At 54.3% G+C, this 15,503-nt stretch carries 17 protein-coding genes; 12 read left to right on the forward strand and 5 right to left on the reverse strand.

The window, feature by feature from the left end; genetic code table 11:
* The first annotated feature begins 39 nt into the window (after positions 1-39).
* From CPH65_RS23980 to CPH65_RS16555, 8 genes are all read left to right on the forward strand, one after another.
* Complete coding sequence (locus CPH65_RS23980) at positions 40-189, forward strand: hypothetical protein (protein ID WP_157747750.1); 150 nt, start codon at positions 40-42, stop codon at positions 187-189.
* A gap of 59 nt (positions 190-248) precedes the next feature.
* Entirely contained in the window at positions 249-947 is a 699-nt protein-coding gene (rpiA, locus tag CPH65_RS16525) for a ribose-5-phosphate isomerase RpiA (protein ID WP_096174885.1), read from the forward strand.
* 56 nt (positions 948-1,003) lie between these two features.
* Entirely contained in the window at positions 1,004-1,537 is a 534-nt protein-coding gene (locus tag CPH65_RS16530; RefSeq protein WP_096174886.1) for a DUF2059 domain-containing protein, read from the forward strand.
* Between the two features lie 263 nt (positions 1,538-1,800).
* Complete coding sequence (gene gor, locus CPH65_RS16535; protein WP_096174887.1) at positions 1,801-3,177, forward strand: glutathione-disulfide reductase; 1,377 nt, start codon at positions 1,801-1,803, stop codon at positions 3,175-3,177.
* 33 nt (positions 3,178-3,210) lie between these two features.
* Positions 3,211-3,762 (forward strand): N-acetyltransferase, encoded by a 552-nt coding sequence (locus CPH65_RS16540; protein ID WP_096174888.1) that lies wholly within the window; start codon positions 3,211-3,213, stop codon positions 3,760-3,762.
* Between the two features lie 14 nt (positions 3,763-3,776).
* Positions 3,777-4,442 carry a gamma-glutamylcyclotransferase family protein gene (locus CPH65_RS16545; RefSeq protein ID WP_096174889.1) on the forward strand — a complete coding sequence of 222 codons (666 nt, stop codon included), beginning with the start codon at positions 3,777-3,779 and terminating at the stop codon, positions 4,440-4,442.
* Between the two features lie 215 nt (positions 4,443-4,657).
* Entirely contained in the window at positions 4,658-5,359 is a 702-nt protein-coding gene (locus CPH65_RS16550; protein ID WP_096174890.1) for a phosphatidylserine decarboxylase, read from the forward strand.
* Between the two features lie 74 nt (positions 5,360-5,433).
* Positions 5,434-6,324 (forward strand): phosphatidylcholine/phosphatidylserine synthase, encoded by an 891-nt coding sequence (locus CPH65_RS16555; protein WP_244574433.1) that lies wholly within the window; start codon positions 5,434-5,436, stop codon positions 6,322-6,324.
* 81 nt (positions 6,325-6,405) lie between these two features.
* Here the strand turns inward: CPH65_RS16555 and CPH65_RS16560 are convergent, their stop codons facing one another.
* The 3 genes from CPH65_RS16560 to CPH65_RS16570 all read right to left on the reverse strand — a co-directional run bounded on the left by CPH65_RS16560 (position 6,406) and on the right by CPH65_RS16570 (position 11,612).
* Positions 6,406-9,765 (reverse strand): efflux RND transporter permease subunit, encoded by a 3,360-nt coding sequence (locus tag CPH65_RS16560; RefSeq protein ID WP_096174891.1) that lies wholly within the window; start codon positions 9,763-9,765, stop codon positions 6,406-6,408.
* 3 nt (positions 9,766-9,768) lie between these two features.
* Complete coding sequence (locus CPH65_RS16565; RefSeq protein ID WP_197703867.1) at positions 9,769-10,839, reverse strand: efflux RND transporter periplasmic adaptor subunit; 1,071 nt, start codon at positions 10,837-10,839, stop codon at positions 9,769-9,771.
* 182 nt (positions 10,840-11,021) lie between these two features.
* A complete protein-coding gene (locus CPH65_RS16570) occupies positions 11,022-11,612 on the reverse strand; it encodes a PadR family transcriptional regulator (RefSeq protein ID WP_096174893.1) in 591 nt (196 codons plus the stop codon).
* 267 nt (positions 11,613-11,879) lie between these two features.
* On the opposite strand from CPH65_RS16570, the gene CPH65_RS16575 reads away from it, so the two are divergent.
* Complete coding sequence (locus CPH65_RS16575) at positions 11,880-12,173, forward strand: hypothetical protein (protein ID WP_157747751.1); 294 nt, start codon at positions 11,880-11,882, stop codon at positions 12,171-12,173.
* 39 nt (positions 12,174-12,212) lie between these two features.
* Here the strand turns inward: CPH65_RS16575 and CPH65_RS16580 are convergent, their stop codons facing one another.
* Entirely contained in the window at positions 12,213-12,761 is a 549-nt protein-coding gene (locus CPH65_RS16580) for a GNAT family N-acetyltransferase (protein WP_096174895.1), read from the reverse strand.
* Positions 12,762-13,077: 316 nt separating this feature from the next.
* Between CPH65_RS16580 and CPH65_RS16585 the strand changes: the two genes are divergently transcribed.
* Positions 13,078-13,389 carry a hypothetical protein gene (locus CPH65_RS16585; protein ID WP_096174896.1) on the forward strand — a complete coding sequence of 104 codons (312 nt, stop codon included), beginning with the start codon at positions 13,078-13,080 and terminating at the stop codon, positions 13,387-13,389.
* Between the two features lie 178 nt (positions 13,390-13,567).
* On the opposite strand, the gene CPH65_RS16590 is transcribed toward CPH65_RS16585, so the two are convergent.
* The gene (locus tag CPH65_RS16590) at positions 13,568-14,338 is read right to left on the reverse strand and encodes a cation transporter (RefSeq protein ID WP_096174897.1); all 771 of its coding nucleotides are present in this window, start codon (positions 14,336-14,338) and stop codon (positions 13,568-13,570) included.
* Between the two features lie 84 nt (positions 14,339-14,422).
* Here CPH65_RS16590 and CPH65_RS16595 point away from each other — a divergent pair, with 84 nt between their 5' ends.
* Together CPH65_RS16595 and CPH65_RS16600 are read left to right on the forward strand one after the other, a co-directional pair.
* Entirely contained in the window at positions 14,423-14,854 is a 432-nt protein-coding gene (locus tag CPH65_RS16595) for a helix-turn-helix domain-containing protein (RefSeq protein WP_096174898.1), read from the forward strand.
* 78 nt (positions 14,855-14,932) lie between these two features.
* A complete protein-coding gene (locus CPH65_RS16600; RefSeq protein WP_096174899.1) occupies positions 14,933-15,394 on the forward strand; it encodes a YtoQ family protein in 462 nt (153 codons plus the stop codon).
* Positions 15,395-15,503 lie beyond the last annotated feature (109 nt).

Raw genomic sequence — 15,503 nt, forward strand, 5'->3', positions numbered from 1 at the left:
CATCAACTAGCTTATGGACAAAGCGGGATCAACTGGCAAATGGCAATTGAGCTGAGCGGCGCGCGACAAACGAAAGAGCAGACAGTCGTGCCGGAGAAGCCAAAACGCCCCTTTATCTGCCATGGTTGGCGTGATATGAGCTTGAGCGCAGCTGGCGAGGTGGCCAACTGCCTGAACCAAGAATTTTAGCACCCGGACAGAAGAGCATTGGGTATCCTTCGTTTCGGGCAGGAAAATCGGCAAAGACGATGAGCGAAGAATTGAAACGGCAGGCGGCAGCCACTGCCCTTGAATTTGTGACCGATGGCATGAAACTCGGTATCGGCACTGGATCAACTGCAGTTCATTTCATTGAACTCCTGGGTGAAAAGGTCGCAGCCGGCCTGTCGGTTATTGGCGTGCCGACCTCCGAAGCCACCGCCGAGCTTTGCACCAAGGTCGGGGTTCCGCTTACGACGCTTGATGAAACCCCCGAACTGGATTTGACAATCGATGGTGCGGATGAAATCGATCCGCAGCTTCGTTTGATCAAGGGCGGCGGCGGAGCCTTGTTGCGCGAGAAAATAGTTGCCTCGGCCTCCAGCTCCATGATTGTCATTGCAGATGGTACCAAGGTGGTTGATGCCCTTGGCAAGTTTCCGCTGCCGATTGAAGTCATGCCGTTTGGCCTTGGGGCGACCAGGGTCGCGCTCGAAAATGTCTGTGCCCGATTTGGCCTCAAGGGCGATCTGGTTCAGCGCAAGAAGCCTGACGGCTCGAATTTTGTGACCGATGGTCAGCATTTTATCATTGATGCCACATTTGGCCGTATTTCGGATGTAGACGGACTGGACATGGCGCTGCGCGCTATCCCGGGTGTCGTGGAAACCGGCTTGTTCGTTGGCATCGCGACCAAAGCAGTTGTTGCTGGCGCGAATGGCATTACCATTCTGGACCCTCAGGTCTGAGACAGCATGGCCGATGATCGGGATGAAGTAACAAAGAATTGCAAAAGGACTGAGACATGAAGAAATCTGCCCTTGCCGCCCTGTTCGTTGGCGCCGCGATGAGTGCCGCAACGATCCTGCCGGCTGCTGCACAGGACGCTGCAGAGACCCCAAAAGCGGAAGTCAAACTTGACAGCCATCTTCAGGCTGCCAAGGATGTAATCCTGCAGACCAACACGCTGCCGCCTTTCGAAGATCAGCTGAAGCTGATCACCCGCAACACCAAGATCTGGCTGATCCGGGAGAACCCGAATATCGAAGACGAGATCGTCGAAACCGTTGATCGCGTGTCGGAAAAATACAAAAACGATCAGGATTCCATGATCAAGGCTGTTGCTACTGTCTGGGCAAAATATCTCAAGGAAGACGAACTGAAAGAGATTTTGGCTTTCTTCAAGACTGAAACCGGTCAGAAATTCGCGCAGTATCAGCCGCGTATCATTGGTGAATCTGTCCGTGGCATTCAGCAATGGTCCCAGATCGTCACACAGATCATGGTCAAACAGGCCAAGGACGAACTGACCAAAAAGGGTCACAAGTTCTCGAAGTAATCCTGACTTTTGGATTTCCACGAAAGGCGCATCCAGACTGGGTGCGCCTTTTTTTTTGAGCCTTGACTCTTTTTGCCACAGGCCATAACGCGGGTTTCAAGCAAACTTGTCCGCTCAGGTGAGCTAAAGGCCTTTTATTCTGTGCCCGTCAGCTTATGTTGAAGGCAACCAATTGCATTTGATACATCTATGCCGTCAAAGCAGACCCGGCTAAGGTCAGGCGGTAGGGCGGCAGTGTGCCAACAGGATTAAGAGGCGAAGTGATGAGCGAATTTGACTATGATCTGTTTGTGATCGGGGCCGGATCTGGCGGAGTACGGTGCGCGCGGATGGCCTCGACTTATGGTGCGAAGGTTGCCGTCGCAGAGGAATACCGAGTGGGTGGCACCTGCGTGATCCGAGGGTGCGTTCCCAAAAAACTGATGGTCTACGCCTCCAAGTTTGCCCATGATTTTGAAGATTCTGCCGGCTTTGGCTGGAGCGTTGATGAACCCAGTTTTGACTGGTCAAAACTGATCAGCCGCAAGGATGCGGAAATCGACCGCCTCAATGGCCTCTATATCAAGAACCTTGAGCGTAACAATGTCGAGATCATTCAGACCCGAGCGGAAATCGTCGGACCCAATTCGGTCCGCCTGTTGGGTGAAAACCGGACGGTAAGCGCGCGCCACATTCTGATCGCAACAGGTGGTGTGCCAAACGAGTTGCATGTGCCGGGCAAGGAATTGATGATCACCTCCAACGAGGTGTTCCATCTTGAGGAAAAGCCTGACCGTGTGGTCGTCGTTGGCGCTGGCTATATTGCCCTCGAATTTGCATGCATATTCCATGGCCTCGGGTCCGAGGTCACTGTCCTTTATCGCGGCGATGAAATCCTGCGTGGCTTCGATGAAGACATCCGCACCACCTTGCATGAGGAAATGGAAAAACGCGGCATTACCATTCATTGTCATGATGAAGTGGACGAATTGACCAAAACGGACGACGGAATTCGGGTCAAGACCACGGCTGAACGTGAAATCATGGCCGATCAGGTGCTCTGCGCGATTGGTCGTTCACCCAATTCCAATGGCCTTGGCCTTGAAACGGCGGGGGTCGAGATCAGCGCGAATGGCGCGATCAAGGTGGATGAGCACAATCGCACCAACGTTGATCACATTTTTGCAGTTGGCGATGTGATTGACCGGGTAACCCTCACGCCGGTGGCAATCCGCGAAGGGGCAGCGCTGGCCGAGACATTCTTTAACGGCAACCCGACGACCGTAGACTACGAGAATATTGCCACTGCCGTCTTCACGCAGCCGGAGATCGGCACGGTGGGCATGACCGAGGCCGAAGCCAGAGTGGCACATGAAAATCTCGATATCTATCTTGCCAAATTCCGCCCGATGAAGAACACGCTTGCGGGTAATGACGAAAAAATGCTGATGAAAGTTATCGTTGACGCCGATAACGACAAGGTGCTGGGATGTCATATCCTTGGGCCGGATTCGGGTGAAATGTCCCAGTTGCTTGGCATTGCTATCAAAATGGGTGCAACAAAAGCCGATTTTGATGCCACAATGGCTGTTCATCCGACCGCTGCTGAGGAACTTGTGACGATGAAGGAACCGACCTCCCGCATCCGCAAAGGCGCCTGAGACAGCGGAAAAAAGTAGAGCAAGTCAAGCCCGATGACCCTGAAACTGCGCTCAATAGACCATGACGACATCGAGGCGGCGACACAATGCGGCGTGGCGGCTTGGTTGAACGCTATGTCGTTCACGATAGAGACGTTGAATACGCATGATATTTTGCGTCTAGAACAGGCTTTTCGGTTTTCCTTCCTCTATCATATGTCTGGTGAGGCGGCTTGTCACGAATGCCTCGTTATTGCGGATCTTGGGGGGCGGATTGTCGGTCATTGTGAATGCGATTGCAGCAAGGGAGCGCTCAAGAACCTCTGGGTTGCACCCAACTGGCAAGGGCAGGGGATTGCCAGTGCACTCCTGTCCGACGCGCGTGACAGGCTGCGGCAGGCCGGCCATGATCACATGCGACTGACGGCTCTGGAAGGCAATCGCCGGGCTTTGGCCTTCTATGAAAAAGAAGGACTTGTCGAGGAAGAGCGGATCATGCAATTTGATCCATTCCTGCAACGCGACTTGGCAACGATCATCCTGCAAGTTCCATTGACCGCACAAGACCAAACGCGTCATACCGCTAATGCGGTGATGGCCGAATAACTGAGAGAAAGCCAGTGACCCTAAAAGACATCGCAGCCAACCCCGAGGATTGGATTGGCTATTTCGGCTATGGCTCCCTCGTCAATGACGACACCCGCAATCCCGAAAGCTTCGGATTTTCTGGCCGGTTGAAAGGCTATCGCCGCCGCTGGTCGATTTGGCGCGAAAGCGCCGAACGACGCGAATTCGGTTTTGGCGGCACCGCTGCGCTATCTGTCGTTGCGGATCCGGATGCCTACTGTGATGGCCTGCTGGTCTTCGATCTCAAATCGCATTTGCCTCAGGTCGATGTGCGTGAGGCGATGTATGATCGCGTCAAGCTCGATCTATCGAACTTTTCGACCTCTGATACCATTCCTCTCGGGCTTGATTGCTACATTTACGTCGGTCAGCCAGCGCATACGGAAGAAGTCGATCCCGCTTATCCGATCCTTCAATCCTATGTCGATGCGGTCATGCAGGGCTTTCTGCACAAGTTCGGAAAACCCGGTCTTGACCGTTTTGTGGAGGAAACTGAGGGGTGGAAAACACCCATCGTAAAGGATCGGGATCGTCCCTTCTATCCACGCAGTATTACGCTCACACTCGAAGAAGCTGAGCTTCTTGATCACTACCAGCGGCTCAGTGGCGCACCGATGGTCACCGTGGACGAAGCCCTGTCGCACAGTTCAGTCCTCTAGATAGTGTTTGCCTTGAGAGAGGCGCCTATCAACGATTGATGCGCTTATGGGGCAACCCGGCGATGGAGAGTCGGTCTTGGTCCGCTTTCTCACTTGGCTGGACGGTCAAGTTTCGCTAAAAGCGTTCGGAGCACACAACAAATCCCGAGAACAGGGACAGATGCTTGATCAAATAGGACGAGACGCAAGTTTCAGAGGGTTAGGGGCAGATCTCAATGACTATCATCGATTCCATCAAAAAAAGCGTGGTACCCATTCATCCTGAGGGCTATCCTTTCATTGCCCTTTTTGCTCTTGCGACCGTCATTCTTGGCTGGTTTATCGGGCCGCTGTTCTGGATCGGGCTCTTCCTCACCCTCTGGTGTACCTATTTCTTCCGCGACCCTGCGCGCATCACACCCACGCGCAAGGGCCTGGTGATTTCGCCCGCCGATGGCATGGTCTCAAGCGTTGGGCTGGCTGTTCCGCCGCAAGAATTGCACCTGAGCGAAGAGCCCATGATGCGCGTCTCCGTCTTCATGAATGTCTTTAATGTCCACGTGAACCGTATGCCTGTACCGGGCAAGATCAGCAAGGTGGCATATAAACCGGGCAAATTCCTCAATGCCGAGCTCGACAAGGCAAGCGAAGATAACGAACGCAACAGCCTGATCATCGAGAGCGAACATGGTGCCATTGGCGTCACTCAGATTGCGGGGCTGGTCGCGCGCCGCATCGTCTGCTGGACGCAAGAAGGAGAGATGCTGCCCGTCGGGGAGCGCTTCGGCCTCATTCGCTTTGGCAGCCGGGTTGATGTCTATATGCCAACGCACATTGTTCCCAAAGTCGCAATCGGCCAGACGATGGTGGCTGGTGAGACGATCATCGCCGATCTCGAAGGACCTCAGCGTGAGGCAGGGACCCATCGCGAACAATAATCGCGACCAATGCAGGTGCCAGAACCGTCACACGGCTTGATCTGAAACCGGCCAATAAGCAGGGGAGTAGCAGCGTGAAAAAGGAAGAAAACCACGACCATGGTCTGGGGATTCCGTTCCAGTCTTTCGAGCCGGAGGAGCCTGCATCACCGCGTCGTTTCAGGGCAGTGCCCTTCCGCTCAATCGCTCCCAATCTTGTCACATTGCTGGCCCTGAGCGCCGGCCTGACCGGCGTGCGGATGGCGATTGAAGGACGGTTCGAGCTAGCCCTTGTCTCGATCCTGGCCGCTGCTTTTCTCGATGGTATCGACGGTCGATTGGCGCGCATGCTCAATGGCGCATCGCGGTTTGGGGCCGAGCTGGATTCCCTGACGGATTTTGTCAATTTCGGCGTGGCTCCAGCCATCATTCTTCATGTCTGGATTCTGCACGCCATTCCGTCTATTGGCTGGATCGCATCGCTTCTGTTTGCCATTGCGATGGTTCTGCGTCTCGCACGCTTCAACGTCGCGCTCGATGAAAAGAACAGACCGTCATGGCGCAAGGCCTATTTCGTGGGCGTTCCCGCACCGGCTGGCGCCTTTGCTGTGCTCGCGCCGATCTATGTCGAGCTTGCCGGTGTGCCCCATTACGACGCCTTTGCTGCTGTGGTGATGCTCTATACTCTGTTCATCGCCATGCTGGTTGTCTCCTCCATTCCGACCTTTTCGGGAAAAACCATCGGATTGCGGATACCGCGCGCGCAAGTGTTGCCGCTGATGGTGGGGCTTGTCGCTGCGGTTGCCTTGCTGTTTTCCTATCCTTGGCTGGTTCTGTCCGGCTTTGTGCTGCTCTATCTTCTGTCCATCCCTTTTGCGCGCCGTTCCTGGTATCGTGCCAACGAGCGCATGCTCTCGGGTGAATGGACGGAAGCGGACGGCAAGGATGAAATCGGAACGGATGATGAAGACGATCCCGCAGCCTGATCAGGATTGCCTGAGACTAACCGTTGGCTGACGTTATCAAGAAAAAGCCCGCCTGATCAAAGGCGGGCTTTCTTTTTAATTTCATTCCGCAGCATGCGGCATTTCGCTTGGCGGCAGGGGATCAGGGAGCTCTTTTTTCTTTCGCTTCTTGTGATCGTCAAGAGTGACCAACCGGCTGTTGTCGCTCTCCTCGGAGGTAAACGTATCTCCGTCTTGAGGCGCTTCGCCATCACTCGTCTTCCAAGCCGATACCTTTCTGCTCACAAAACGCCAGATCATAAGGAAGAAGGGTTTCAGCGTGACGGAAGGGAAAGCCAGCAGAACCGGAATCAGGATCAGCGTCAATAGGGTCGAGAAGGCAAGACCGGAGATAACGGCCGTTGACAATTGAACCCACCAGTCAGCCGTGATCGAGCCGACGGAAATCACCCGATTGAAGAAATCGAAGTTGATGCCCGTCGCCATCGGGATCAGACCCGCGATTGTGGTGATCGTCGTCAGGAGGATCGGACGGATCCTCTGGGCAGCGGTCTTGACCACCGCGTCGACAATGTCGATACCGTCCGCCCGGAACCGGTTGTAGGTATCGATAAGCACGATCGCGTTGTTGACCACGATACCGGCAAGAGCCACGACGCCGGTGCCCGACATGACGATGGAAAACTTCTGTCCCGTGATCAGCATGCCAAGAAGCACGCCGAAGATCGAGAGAATGACAGTCATCAACGTCAGGGCTGTCTGGTAGAAGCTGTTGAACTGGGTGATCAGGATGATCGCCATGATGAACAGGGATCCGATAGCGGCATAGCCGAGGAACTGGCTGGATTCTGCCTGATCCTCATCCGCACCGCGGAACTTGAACATCACGCCCGAAGGCCAGTCCTGAGTGTCGATCCAGCTCTCGATCTGCTTGACCTTCTCGTCGACGGTGGTCCCGTCACTTTGGTCAACGGTTGCTTTCACGTTCATGGCATAGAAGCCGTCGACGCGACTGATCGAGGAGACCTCCTGTTTGGGAGCGACCTTGACGAAGTTGCCGATGGGGACCTGGCCGTTGGGCGTCATCAGCTTCATCAGGTCGAGTTGACTGATGCTGCGTTGGTCTTCCGGCAGGCGAACACGAATATCGAGCTCGTCGTCGGAATCATCCGGTCGATACTTGCCAATCAACAATCCATTGGTCACGAGCTGGACCATTGAACCGACTTGGGCAATCGAGGCGTTGTAACGCCCGGCTTCCTCTCGGTCGATCAGAAGCTCCCACTCGATACCGGGCAGGGGACGGGTGTCTTCAATCTCCATCAGCTTGGGCACAGTATCAAAATGCCGACGCACCAGAGCGGTGACATTTGCCACCTGATCATAGTTGGCAGATGTGATCTGCAGGTTGACGTCCTTGCCGGTTGGCGGGCCACCCTCGACCTTGGAGACCTGAATGCGGATGCCGGGAATGTCCGCTGTCCTCTGGCGGATCTCGGCAAAGATCTCCTTGGAGGGCCGACGGCAGCAATAGTCGTCAAGCTCGAGGTTGAGTGTGCCTATGGCATCGACGGGCTTGGAGCCGCCTCCGCCGATATCCCCCATAGCGGGACCGGAGCTGAAGCCCGATGGCGCAGAGTTGGACACCACATCGCGGACACCCTCGACCTGAAGCACTTCTTCTTCAACGGCCTTGACCAATGCACGGCTTTCAACCGCACTCATATTGCCGCGAGCCGACACATAGACCATCGCAATGCGCGGTTCTTCATCAACGAAGAACTCGACGCCTTTGCTGTGCTGCATGAAGCTGGCAACAATCCCGAAACCGATCAGACAGACAGCGGCAATGGTGCCAAGGTTGCCGATCGGATGCGAGGCCAGAGCATTCAGGAAACGGGCATAGATACCCGTGAAGCCTTTTATTTCTTTGGCATTGAACTTATGCGTGCCCGACAGATGCTCCGCATTGGCGATCTCTTCCGCACTCGCCTTGTTCCGGCCGATAAAACCACCAGTAACGGGCAGGAAAATCATCGCCGTCAGCAGGGCCGACGACAGTACGATGATCACCATGATTGGCAGATAGCTCATGAACTCGCCAACAACACCGGGCCAGAGAAGCATGGGCAGGAAGGCAGCAAGCGTTGTTGCGGTCGAGGAGGTGATCGGCCAAAACATAAGCTTGGCAGCCCTGATATAGGCTTCCTTGCGTTCCATGCCTTCCGCCACCTTGCGGTCAGCATATTCGACGATCACGATGGCACCGTCAACCAGCATCCCCACTGTCAGCACAAGGCCGAACATCACCATCATGTTGAGGGTCATGCCTAGCGCCGAGAGCACAAGGAAGCCCGTCATGAAGGAGGTGGGGATCGCGATGCCGATCAATAGGGCAGACCTGAATCCGAGAGCCGCCAGAACCAGCATCATGACGAGCGCGACGGCGGTCATGATGGAGGATTCAAGAGAGCCAAGCGTATCAAAGATCGGTTTGGCTTCATCGAGCATGAAGCGAACCTTGATCGCCGGGTTCCAGTTGGCCATCTCCTTTTTGACAACGGCTCTGACGGCTTCGTTGTTCTCGATGATGTTCGTACCCGTGCGCTTTTTAATCTCGATCGAGATGGCAGGGTTGCCATTCACGCGGGTAATGGCAGAAGGGTCCTTGAAGGTCCGCTTGATCTGGGCAATGTCACCAAGGGTGACAACCCCTTCGCCATTCTGCTTGATCGGGATGGAATAAACGTCTTGCGCGGTCTCGATAAGGCCGGGGATCTTGAGGTTGAACCGTCCCTTGCCATTGTCGAGAAAGCCGGCGGGAACCAACTGGTTGTTGAGAGAAACGGCGTTGAGCAGTTCGGTCTGGGTGACGTTGTAGGATTCCAGCTTCAAAAGATCGATTTCGACCTGAAGAACTTCTTCCCGAGATCCGCTCAGATTGGCTTCCAGAACCGTAGAAACGCTTTCCAGCTCATCCTGCAAACGCTTGGCGTGCTGATAGAGCGTGCGTTCAGGAACGGCCCCCGAAAGGGTCACATAGATAGTTGGCTGAAGCGAAAAGTTGATCTCATTGATGGTTGGCTCGTCCGCGTCGCTGGGGAGTTCGGCCTTGGCCTGATCCACCTTGTCGCGCACGTCCGCAAGGGCCTGATCCTTGTTGAACCCGACATCGAATTCCAACACAACGGAGGCATGGCCTTCCGATGCGGTGGCTGTCATTTCCTTTACGCCATCCAGCGCCTGCAGCTTGTTCTCCATCGGCTTGATCAACAGACGTGCCGCATCCTCAGGCGAGATACCGTTCTGTGACATCGAGATATAGAGAACCGGGACGTCAATGTCCGGATTGGACTCCTTGGGAATGGAGATGTAACTGGCAAACCCCGCCGCGATCAGGACCAGCATCATGGTCATGACCGTGCGTCTTGCCCGAAGGATTGTGTCAAGAATACCGTTCATAGGTCAGCCCTTTTCCTTGAGGAGCGCATTCTTGTTCGCGCCTTCGAATTGGGAGCCGGCGGGAACGGCGACCACTGACTGGCCGTCCTTGATATATTCCTGGCCCACGATCACGACCTCGGCTGTGTCGGGGAGGCCTGTGACCCAGACCCCTTCCGGATCACTGGACAGGATGGCAACCGGCGTGAACTTGGTAATATCATTCTCAACCGTCATGACGCCCACTTGTCCGGCGTCCGAAAGCGTCAGATGGGCCGGGCTCATGAAATGGGCCTTGAGCGGCTCCAATTCCAGATTGGCGACAGCCGTGACGCCATCCCTTATGCGTCCGTCCTTGTTGTCGATCACCACTTCAACAAGGAAGGTACGAGTCTCGACATCAGATGCCGAACTGACATAGCGGACTTTGCCTTTTGTGACCTCACCCGAAACAAGCGTGATCTCGGCCTCGGTTCCGACTTTGACTTTCTGAACATTCCGTTCGGAGACCTGACCGATAACAAGCATCGGATCAGACTTCATGATTTCCGCACAAACACCGCCGACCGCAAGTTGGTCACCCACTTCCGCCAGGGCCCCCTGAACGATGCCTGCGAGCGGGGCGCGAATTTCGGTGCGTGCCAGCTCAAGTTTTGCATCCTTCACATCGGCCAGAGATGCATCACGACTGGCCTTCAATGCCGCAATCTGGGTCTCTGAGGCGAAACCCTTTTTTGCCAACGTCTGCTTTGCTTTGAGATCGAACTCGGTTTGGGCAAGTGAGGCTTCGGCTTTTGCAAGGCTTGCTTCGCGCGACCCGATATCAAGGCGGCAGAGAAGATCGCCCTTTTCGACAGTTTGCCCTTTGTTGACCAGACGGTCACGAACGATGGCAGTCGTCTCCGCTCTGACAGATACTTTTGTGTCCGCCTCGGTCCGGCCACGGATGATGAGGTGATTTTCCCGTTGCTGTGCCGTGAAACGCTTGACGGCAACGCGCATGGTCTCTTCGTCCGCCTGTTGATTGCGAACCGCGGGTGGCGGGCTCGCATTTTCGTTTGGTTGCCCACTAAAGACCGTTTCACCAGTTGCCATCCAACCGATAATTCCAGTCGTAAATAGCAATGCAAGCCCGTATGAGCCCTTCAATCGCAATGCCATGGTTTTTCCCTCGAATAGGCCACGCGTCACAGATTTGTGGGGGTGGCAAAAACAATAAATTAGCTCAGTGGTCGCAGATCAGACTCTGCGATCCGAAAAGTCACCCAAGAACACTTCTAACTTTCAACGGTGGATTGTCCCTTGCGAGCAATTTCCACCAATTCCACACCATGCTTCTTCAAATAGTCAATTCCAGCTGAAACACAATAGTTGCCGTAGCTGCGAGCCCAGTTTCCCGCCTGTTCAACCAGAACTTGATTGACATCTTTGGGGGCATCTTCGGCGGTTGCGCCGCTAATCGGCCCGTCGCATGCGTTGATCAGCTGCTGTTCCTGTTCAAGAAGCTCAATCTGTCGATCAATCGCTGATTGCACCACATCCGGGCCGAGCAGGCTGGCGTAAATGGAAAGCAGCAGGAATTCCGATCTGTAGATATCTTCCTTGTGTGGTTGCAGCATCTCCTTGAGGAACATCTGCCGACCACTCTCCGTGATAGAGTACACTTTACGCGCCGGTTTTCCGTTCTGCGCTTCATGCCTGCAGGTGACCAAACCCTCATGCTCCAGCCGTGTGAGGGCAGGGTAGATTGAACCGTAACTCGCTTCGACAAAGAAGCAGAAACTGCCCTCGGTCGAAATTTTGCGAATATCGTAACCGGTCATGTCCCCACAGAACAGGATTGCCAGACATATGCTACTTACATTCATGATCTATCTTTCATTTCGCAGGTCTTGCGAAAAACCGGTTCTTGAATCGCAACGCCAACGAACTGTTTGGTTGCAACTATCGTATATATACGTTTGATATATTTGTCCAGATCATATATCAAACGAGCATATGATTGTTTGATATGCGTCGATGCGTCTCTACCGTTGAGACCATTTTTGTCTTAAGGAAAAACCATTATTGATTTAGAATGATTACAAATGCCCAGCGTCACCAACCACCCGCGTCACCAACCAACAGGGACGATCATGCCGATTACTGATCTGATATCAGAAGAAAAGCGCAAGCAGTCTGGAAATATGGGCGTGTTTCAAAACCCGTTGGTTCGCCTGTTGGCAATCAACTGGTTGATCGGCTTGGTGGCGACTATCGTCATCTTCTCGGGTTTGCTGATCACCAACGCAGCCGGGCTTCAGATCCTGATTTTTGAAAGCGAAAATCCCATTGTGCCCATGGCACTGCTGTTCTTTGGCCTGCTGATCACCTTCTGTAGTGTCGCGATGGGGGCTGCCGTGATGAGCTTGCCAAGGGATGACCTCTAGCCCATGGCGCTGTCTGAACGGTTCGGATGAGCGACGCGTTTAGTCTGTGCCCGAGACATCACTGCGACGCTCGAGCAGAACCAAATCCCGCCATTTGCCTGCCATCGGACCATAGGTCATCTTTCCCAGCCGTTCCCTGATGCCAACGACGCGGAAGCCATGCTTCTTGTGCACATTGAGGCTGGCGCTGTTTTCAGGAAAGACACCGGCCTGCAGCGTCCAGATGTCATGTGCCTCCGTTTCCTTGATCAGCCGTTCGAGCAGGAGCCCTCCGAGGCCGCAGCCGCACCGGCTAGCGGCAACATAGACGCTCACTTCGGCAACGCCCGCATAAACGCTGCGTCCGGAAACCGGTGACAACGCGGCCCAGCCAACCACCGCGTCCTTCTCCATCGCGACGATGCGGCAGCAATCAAGATGAGCATCACTCCAGTCCTTCCATGACGGCACCGCAGATGTGAACGTGGCGTTGCCTGTATCAATTCCGTCCTGATAGATGCGCAGTATGGCCTCAGAATCAGGTGCCAACGCAGGGCGTAGAGTGAAGGCGGATGAGGCGGGGGCGGGTTTGATTGTGGAATGGGGCATCTGAACGGTCTGTCAAAGGTGAAAGCAAAAGAAGATTATGCGCCGACGCCTCAGCACCATGACGCCACGCGTGCCAATTTGCAATCTGCCTGAGAGTGAAACGGATGGTAAACCACTCCCTTTCAATGACCAATGCATTTTGGCAGTGATAAAAACCGTGCCTTAACCAAGAGGTGCGGGTCTTAACCTCGTGCAAACCATGGCCGGAGATTTTGATCCCTAACATCATGAAAAAACGATGATTTTATCGGTTGAATAATCGCCGGGTGGCAAGAATTGTCTGACTGACGACAATTTGACTGCGGGGACGACGGGTATGATCAACGGTTTGAAACAGGCCTTTCACCGCCTGGAGAAGCAGGGCAAGCAATACTGGAATGAGCGTCGAGCCGACATGAGGATCGACAGGCAGAAGCTGGGCGTTGTCATGAAGATGGGCCGGCAATATACGATCCAGCTTTGCCTTTATGCCATGATCCTGACGGGTGCGGTTGGTGTGACATTCACCGGCAGTGAAATCCTCATGGGGATCATTCACACCAAGATGACGGAAATGAGTCAGGAAGTCATAGCCGTTAACACGCCAAAAAGCGTGAGAACTGCAAGCCTGCGCTTGGAAACGAAATAATCCGTCGCAAGAAACATAGTCGCGCAAATCTAAAAGCACATATCAGAAAGCACCGACAGATTGTATGAGCCGGTGCTTTTCTTGTCTTTCAAGTTGCTATCGATCCAAGTCTATCTGGGTCTTAACACGATCCCTCTGGACGCTGAGGGCATCATTTTGGCCAAGGCGAGTCGCTTGCCTAGGCCGAAGCGCCAGAGGAATGGCTTTGCCTGAATTCTCCCAACGACTGCACCAAAATCAGTTGAGCCGAGCGTAGGAACAGGCCTGCCATTATCAAAGCGACCAGAATATCCGGCCATGCCGAAGCTGTAAAATAGACCGACAGGCTCGCGCCCAGAACCGCAAGATTGCCAATCGCATCGTTGCGCGAACACAGCCAAACAGACCGCACATTGGAATCGCCGTCCTTGTAGCGCATCAAGAGCAAGACCGAGGCAACATTGGCAGCAATGGCCATGAAGCCGATCACACCCATGATTTCGGCACGCGGCACATCGAGAAAATAGATCTGGTAAAGCGTTGAGGCAAAGATCCAAATCCCCATCAGCAACAGGCTGACCCCCTTCACCATGGCGGCCGTCGAACGGACCCGAAGGCTCATGCCGATCACAGCAAGGCTCATGCCGTAAGTGACGGCATCCCCCAGAAAATCGAGTGCATCGGCCTGAAGGGCTTGTGACCCGGCCAACTTACCGCCAAGCAATTCGATCAGGAACATGCCGCCATTCAAAGCGATGACGGTCCACAATACCATCTTGTAGCGCGGATCAACGCCGTCAAAAACCGGGTTTCCGGAACAGCCGCAGGCATGGTCCGAGCAGCCCTGTTCCTTTGTTTCCACCTGACCATGCGCGTGATTATGTGTGTGTGTGGCGGAACCGCATGACGCATCCGTGCCTGAACAACAGTCCGAATGATGATCGATTTCCTGAGCGTGGTTGAGAGTCATTTTTTGCACTATCCTATGGATCACGTCCGTTGGATGGGACTATAATCCCTCTAGTGACTATAGCTTCAAGAGGAAAAATTCAGAATGTTGACGATCGGCAATCTGTCCAAATCGAGCGGCGTAAAGGTGCCGACGATCCGCTATTACGAGCAGATCGGCCTCTTGGCTCCTGCCATTCGCAGCGAGGGCAACCAGCGCCGTTATGATCAGGACGGCCTCAAGCGGCTGACGTTCATTCGCCATGCACGGGAACTCGGGTTTCCGCTTGACGATATCAAGTCTCTGTTGCTGCTGAATGGTGATGATGACAATCCGTGCCATATGGCTCATGAAATGGTGATCCGCCATCTGGACGACGTGCGCGAGAGGATCGAGAGATTGAAGCGTCTGGAGGATGAACTGGAGCGCATGTCCTGTTGCAATGGCCGATGCGTCAAAGAATGTCAGGTGCTTGAAAGCCTTGCCGATCATGACCACTGTCTGCATGATCACAGCCCATTGCCCGAACGATTCTGATCCACGGCAAAAGGGCTGTTCGGTTCCTCAGGACCGTTCAGGTCGCACAGCAAAATGAGATGTAAAAAGGAGGTCCCGATGGTCTGGTCCATCTATCTGTCCGGTGAAATCCACACCAATTGGCGCGAGGAAATCGAACAGGGAGCCAATGCCTTGAACCTTCCTGTCTCTTTTGGTGCTCCCGTTACTGATCATGCGTCATCTGACGACTGTGGCGTTGCCATTCTCGGTGCCGAGGACAAACCGTTCTGGCATGATCACAAGGGAGCCAAGCTCAATGCCATTCGCACCCGGACCATGATCGAACAGGCCGACATCGTTGTCGTGCGCTTTGGCGAGAAGTATCGCCAGTGGAATGCAGCGTTTGACGCAGGATATGCCGCTGCCCTTGGCAAGCCGCTGATTGTCATGCACTCAGACGAGCATCGTCATGCCCTTAAGGAAGTGGATGCCGCCGCCTTGGCAGTTGCAGAAACATCCCAGCAGATCGTTCAGATCCTGTCCTATGTGATCAAAGGCGAATTGGGGCAGGGGACTTGAACCCAACGCGCCAAACTGCGGGCTATACAAGACGATGATCGAGCGAAGGGGCAATGCATCCCCTTGATTCATTGATTTGCGGAATGAATGCTTCAATCGAATTCATGTG

This window comes from Cohaesibacter sp. ES.047 (genome assembly GCF_900215505.1).
In the GTDB taxonomy this organism is placed as follows: domain Bacteria; phylum Pseudomonadota; class Alphaproteobacteria; order Rhizobiales; family Cohaesibacteraceae; genus Cohaesibacter.

Excerpts from the sequence above, each read along its gene's own strand:
- CPH65_RS23980 (WP_157747750.1), top strand. The coding sequence starts at position 40 with ATGGCAATTGAGCTGAGCGGCGCGCGACAAACGAAAGAGCAGACAGTC.
- rpiA (WP_096174885.1), top strand. The coding sequence starts at position 249 with ATGAGCGAAGAATTGAAACGGCAGGCGGCAGCCACTGCCCTTGAATTT.
- CPH65_RS16530 (WP_096174886.1), top strand. The coding sequence starts at position 1,004 with ATGAAGAAATCTGCCCTTGCCGCCCTGTTCGTTGGCGCCGCGATGAGT.
- gor (WP_096174887.1), top strand. The coding sequence starts at position 1,801 with ATGAGCGAATTTGACTATGATCTGTTTGTGATCGGGGCCGGATCTGGC.
- CPH65_RS16540 (WP_096174888.1), top strand. The coding sequence starts at position 3,211 with ATGACCCTGAAACTGCGCTCAATAGACCATGACGACATCGAGGCGGCG.
- CPH65_RS16550 (WP_096174890.1), top strand. The coding sequence starts at position 4,658 with ATGACTATCATCGATTCCATCAAAAAAAGCGTGGTACCCATTCATCCT.
- CPH65_RS16560 (WP_096174891.1), bottom strand. The coding sequence starts at position 9,765 with ATGAACGGTATTCTTGACACAATCCTTCGGGCAAGACGCACGGTCATG.
- CPH65_RS16565 (WP_197703867.1), bottom strand. The coding sequence starts at position 10,839 with ATGGCAACTGGTGAAACGGTCTTTAGTGGGCAACCAAACGAAAATGCG.
- CPH65_RS16570 (WP_096174893.1), bottom strand. The coding sequence starts at position 11,612 with ATGAATGTAAGTAGCATATGTCTGGCAATCCTGTTCTGTGGGGACATG.
- CPH65_RS16575 (WP_157747751.1), top strand. The coding sequence starts at position 11,880 with ATGCCGATTACTGATCTGATATCAGAAGAAAAGCGCAAGCAGTCTGGA.
- CPH65_RS16580 (WP_096174895.1), bottom strand. The coding sequence starts at position 12,761 with ATGCCCCATTCCACAATCAAACCCGCCCCCGCCTCATCCGCCTTCACT.
- CPH65_RS16585 (WP_096174896.1), top strand. The coding sequence starts at position 13,078 with ATGATCAACGGTTTGAAACAGGCCTTTCACCGCCTGGAGAAGCAGGGC.
- CPH65_RS16590 (WP_096174897.1), bottom strand. The coding sequence starts at position 14,338 with ATGACTCTCAACCACGCTCAGGAAATCGATCATCATTCGGACTGTTGT.
- CPH65_RS16595 (WP_096174898.1), top strand. The coding sequence starts at position 14,423 with ATGTTGACGATCGGCAATCTGTCCAAATCGAGCGGCGTAAAGGTGCCG.
- CPH65_RS16600 (WP_096174899.1), top strand. The coding sequence starts at position 14,933 with ATGGTCTGGTCCATCTATCTGTCCGGTGAAATCCACACCAATTGGCGC.